4 protein-coding genes are annotated in these 4,919 nt (G+C 64.4%); all 4 read right to left on the bottom strand.

The window, feature by feature from the left end:
- Window positions 1-891: wax ester/triacylglycerol synthase domain-containing protein (locus tag ACLQI9_RS15955; RefSeq protein ID WP_442391908.1), on the bottom strand; the 891-nt coding region annotated here is incomplete at its 3' end.
- Between the two features lie 505 nt (window positions 892-1,396).
- Complete coding sequence (locus ACLQI9_RS15950) at window positions 1,397-2,194, bottom strand: phosphate signaling complex PhoU family protein (RefSeq protein WP_442391907.1); 798 nt, start codon at window positions 2,192-2,194, stop codon at window positions 1,397-1,399.
- Window positions 2,195-2,422: 228 nt separating this feature from the next.
- Window positions 2,423-3,094 carry a Crp/Fnr family transcriptional regulator gene (locus ACLQI9_RS15945; RefSeq protein ID WP_442381630.1) on the bottom strand — a complete coding sequence of 224 codons (672 nt, stop codon included), beginning with the start codon at window positions 3,092-3,094 and terminating at the stop codon, window positions 2,423-2,425.
- 1,417 nt (window positions 3,095-4,511) lie between these two features.
- A partial coding sequence (locus ACLQI9_RS15940; protein ID WP_442391906.1) for a type II toxin-antitoxin system VapC family toxin occupies window positions 4,512-4,919 on the bottom strand: 408 nt, incomplete at its 5' end.

Below are 4,919 nucleotides of genomic sequence, written 5' to 3'. Positions count from 1 at the left end.
CCCCACATGAAAGTCCCCGACCGCGACGCTGTGCTTTTCGTGGTAGCGGCGCAACGCGCCGGTCACGCCCGCGAGGAAGGCATCGTTCAGCGAACCCCCGCCCGCGTGTCCGGCGTCGCGCAGCCGCAGCCTCGACACCTCATGGATCCCGAGGCGACGGACCGTCGTGCGGTCTTTCATGAGCGACGAGCCGGACTTGGTGATCGGCCGCATGGTGCGGTAGACCGACGACGCGACCGCCGCCGCGGAGGTGGCTGTCTGCACCGGCCGCCGTATGGCGCTTCGAACCACGCCGGGAGCGCCCGTAACCGAAGCCGTTGCCGCATTGGCGAGCAGCCCGGCGTCGTAGCGGAGTGCATCGCGCAGTCCGTCCAGCGGCGAAGGCATCCGTGGTGGGGGCGCGACGGGCAGTGCGCCGCGCCGCCGGGCGGTGACATCGAATAGCGTCATCGCGATCTGGACGCCGCCGATGCCGTCGGCCAGGGAGTGGTGCATCTTGGTCATCAGCGCGGTGCCGCCGTCTGCAAGTCCGTCGATCAGGGTGATCTCCCACAGCGGTCTGGCCCGGTCGAAGTCCGACATCGCGGCCAGCCGGCCCATCTGCAGTACCGCGTCGAGAGTCCCTGGCTGCGGCGCGGTCACTCGACGCATGTGGAAGCCGAGATCGAATTCCGGGCAGTCCGCCCAGCGGGGCGGGGCCGGCCGAGGCGAGGACACTACCCGCTGGCGGAAGGTCGGCATTCGTCGGCTGAGCCCGTCGAACCGCTCAACCAATTCGCCCCAATCCGGGGTGCTATCCAACAGGGAGATCGTGACGATGGTCGACCGCAAAACGGGATCGCTTTCCATCGCCCACAGGAAAGCGTCGGTGTTCTGCATGAACTCGCTCATTGTCTTCATACTGCGCCGAGATCGAGCCTTTGGCATCGATTCCGACGACAATTTGTAGGCGGGCAGAATCGTGCTCGATGACACTCAACGCCAAGCGTCCGTGCGCACGCCAACGTCCCGAGCCCAACGAAAGGTACCAGCGAAGTTCGGTCGCTCCCGAACGCTCACCGTGCCGGATAACTTCGACGATCCGTTTCCGAATGCTGTTGCGGCCCTGTGTGTTCCGACCGCACGGCGATGACGATGCCGACAAGGGGGCTAGTTCTTCACCGCAGATAAGCCCGAGCGGAAACACCTGATTGGGTAACCTCGTTCAGCTCAGCGACCCCCGCGGGCGGCACTGACATGGCTCAGGCGCGGGTGGCGCGAATCCTTCACCCGAACAACGCAGCTTCGGTCGCGATCTTCACACGAACAGCGCCGCCCTCGCGCGAACAGGACAGCAATTAGGCGGCTGGGAGTGTTGGCTCTGGCCGGAATGCCTCGTCGGTTTCCGTTCGCTGGTTCATTCTGCGGGTGCGGGCTGACTTGGCGTGTGTCCAGGGCGCTCAAGAGCCTCGATTTGGCGGGCGACCTCGACTGCGTGATCGCCGAGTCGCTCCAGCAGCCGGGCGATCAGCCCCATCTCCAGCAGCACCGGAGAGCGCAGGTCGGCGGCAGCGAGCTCGGCGCTAAGACTGGCGTGCAGCTCGTCGAGCGCGTCGTCGTCGTCCTCGGTGTCGTCGGCGATCTCGCTGGAGCCCACGAGATAGACCTGTGTCACCTGATGCCACATCTTTGCCGCGGCGTCCAGGTGCTGTCCGATCAGGCCAACGACCCGCGGCGGGAGCTCCTCGGCAAGCCCGGTTGCGCCACGCCGGCTGACGTCCGCGGCGACGACGTGGGTGCGGGTCAGCTCGGGCAGGATGCGGAACACCGTCAGCAGAAACCTCAGCTCTCCAGCGACCGGGGCTTGGCGCACCAGCTGGGCGTGCACCAGATCCTCGATCTTGGCGTACAGATCCTCGATCACTTCGTCATGCCCCTCGACCGTGGCGGCGGCCATGTCATCGCCATGCAAAAACGCCGCAGCCGTAGCCCCGATATCCTCCTCCACCACCGTGAACATGCGCATGACCGCCGCATCGATCTCACCCAGCTGACGGTGATACTCGGTCCGCAACTCCACCACGGGACGACTGTAACCGCCCATCAGACGGTCAAACAGGCCGTTTCCTGAAAGGCGCATCCGGTTCATCGACTTGTGCCCCCACGTTGACCGGTCGGCGGGCTCCCACACCGCCGACACCAACCGAGCGATCACCCGCCAGTCAGCATGCTGCCCACGGCCAAGTCGTCGGCGCTCAAAGCGGTCCGCCCTTACCGTTGCCTGTTGGGCTGCAACTTGTCGCCTGCGCTCCGCAGCTACGTCAATTCGTGTCTGCGCCGGCTGAAGACGATCGACCGCTCGGTCAGCGAGGAGCCTTTGCGCCCCGGCACACTGCGCGACGCCGGCGCGGCCGGTGACCACGATGGTGGCCTGCAGGGCCTGTTAGCGTGCTCGGCGAGCAAGGTTTTCGGCGTCGAGGATCAGCACGCTGTGGCTTTCCGACTGAATCCAGCCACGATCGGCGAAAGTGCCGAGCGCCTGGTTCGTCGCCTCCCGGGACGAGCCAACCAGCTGAGCAATCTCCTCTTGCGTCAGGTCGTGGGCCACTCGCAGCGCGTCGCCTTCACGGGTGCCGAACTGTTGTGCCAGCAGCAGCAGTTGCTTGGCGACCCGGCCGGGGACGTCGGTGAAGATCTGATCAGTCACTTTGTTGTTGGTGCGCCGCAGCCTGCGGGCCAGCACCCGTAGCAGCTGTTCGGCGACCTCGGGGCGATCGGCCATCCATCCGCGCAGCGTGTCGCGGTCCAAAGACACCGCGCACACCTCGGTGAGGGTGGTCGCGCTGGCGGTGCGCGGGCCGTCGTCGAAAACCGAGAGCTCACCGAACATCTCCGGCGGACCTATGACCGCCAGCAGGTGCTCGCGGCCGTCCGGTGAACGGCGGCCGATCTTGACCTTCCCGGAAATGATGATGTACAGCCGGTCTGCGGGTTCTCCTTCAGCGAACACGGTCCACCGGCGCGCGAAGTCGACGGGCTGCAGTTGTTTGGTTATCGCAGCCATGGCGCTCTCGAATCCCTGAAACATTCCGGTCCTGGCGACGGTCGCGTCCACACAGCCTCCTATAGGTGCGTTGGGCGGGTGTCAGGACGACGGTGCGGCGTTGCGGTAGTGGAGTGGTCCTTATCACCTGGTATGTGCCTGTGAGAGGCTGGCCGTTTGGCCCGTACGCTGCATGGCAGTGTGTTGCCGCGCAACTATGCGGCCGAGGGTATCGATCGGAAAGTGCTGTGCGGCAGGCGCTCTGGGTGTCCCAGGAATGAGCGGAGCAGTCATGGTGATCCCCGAGCATGCGGTTGTCACCGGAGTGTTCGGCACGAGCAACTGCTCAGCGAGGACAGTTGCTCTCATCCCGGACTGGTTGAGCTTCTCAACATCCTCAACCCTACACCCCGCGGGCGGCGCGGCCTGCTGTGGCTGGTTTCTGTGATGTCCGGCGCTCAATGGATGTCGAAATGCCGATCATGCTGTGGACGTCCTCGGTGAACTGCGTCAACTCTGTTACCCGCGCTCAATGGTCCAGCCCGGAAACCCGTTATCCTCAACGGAACTCGGCGAAATAGCCGCGGCGCAACCGCCACGAGATGATTGCTCTCGATCGCCTGCTTGCACCCGACGAGTCGTAGTGTCTCGGATCCTTTCAGTCGACGCCGATAACGCGCGGCAGTTGATTCAGCGGACTATTAGTGCCCATTGGGACGCAGTGAGCTCTCTGCGCGCATGGTCGACCCACGACGCTGGGGCTGCCGGCGCACGTTCAGCAGCAGACCGCCACGATGGCGACTGCACCGAGCCGGCCGCTATGACAGGGCCACCCATAACATCGAAAACATCACGCCCGTCGACTTGCCGCGCGCCGGCGAAAAGTCTCAGCGGCCCGACGGCTCGAACCCGCCACCAACGGAATTCGCGATTTGGGGTTCTCGTTGACCGCTCGATAGGACCGGTAAATGATTGTTCGACAAGGAACTTGGTTCCCCGAGTGGACCGACCAGACCTCACGATTCCGGTCGATTCTCGATCATTATCGGTGAATAAAAGATGACGTTATAGGCGGTTTCGAAACTCGTGACGCGAAACGCGGGACGACCAGCCCCGCCCGCCGCGGGCCCATCGAACACGTCATCATCCGAGTCTTCTTGCCTGAGAGGGCGGGGAATATGAAGGCACCTGCGTTCCAGCAGCGCTATCCGGCACTGCATGGTCCTTCGTGGCATGGAACGGGGCCTGGACGCCGAGCAGATCGGGTCAGCCAACACACCGCCCCCGAAAACGCGATAAACAAATGAGAAACGTCGAAGGCATGCTCAGCGGCATGCTGCCCACGGCCAAGTAGTCGGCGCTCACAGCGGCCCGCCCTTACTGTTACCTGCCCCTCGGGGCGCACTGATGGACAAGTTTGTGCGGCTGTTGCACTGCGCTGCGTGTTGTATTGAGCACCAATGGCTTTCGGCAGGGGGTCTCTGCAGGCTCATGGCTTGCCGTGATCGGGGTGGGGGACGGTTCGCAGGTCCAGGCGTGGGATCGCGTCAAAGTCTGACGGATTGCAGCTGTATAGCGGCAGGTCATAGGCAATGGCGCTGGCGGCGATCAGTGCATCATAAGCGCGTGCCGCCGGCTTTCGGCCGGACGTTCGCAACGATGCGGCAACTGACCCGAATGCGCGCGCAGACTCGGCATCGAACACCAGCACGTCGAAGTCCGACTCCGCCTGCTGCAAATGCGCCTGGCGTGCCGCGCGCTCTTCGTCGGTATGGGCGACATGCGGCCCCACCGACAGCTCGGCCAACGTGATCGCGCTGATCACGGCTTCGTCGGGCAGATCTGCGGGGTCGTCGATGCGCCCAAGCAGGATCACCGTTGATGTGTCGAGCATCCC

This window comes from Mycobacterium sp., assembly GCF_052143115.1.
GTDB lineage: Bacteria > Actinomycetota > Actinomycetes > Mycobacteriales > Mycobacteriaceae > Mycobacterium.
The sequence above is the reverse complement of the archived record's forward strand: the minus strand, read 5'-3'. Positions and strand labels throughout refer to the sequence as shown.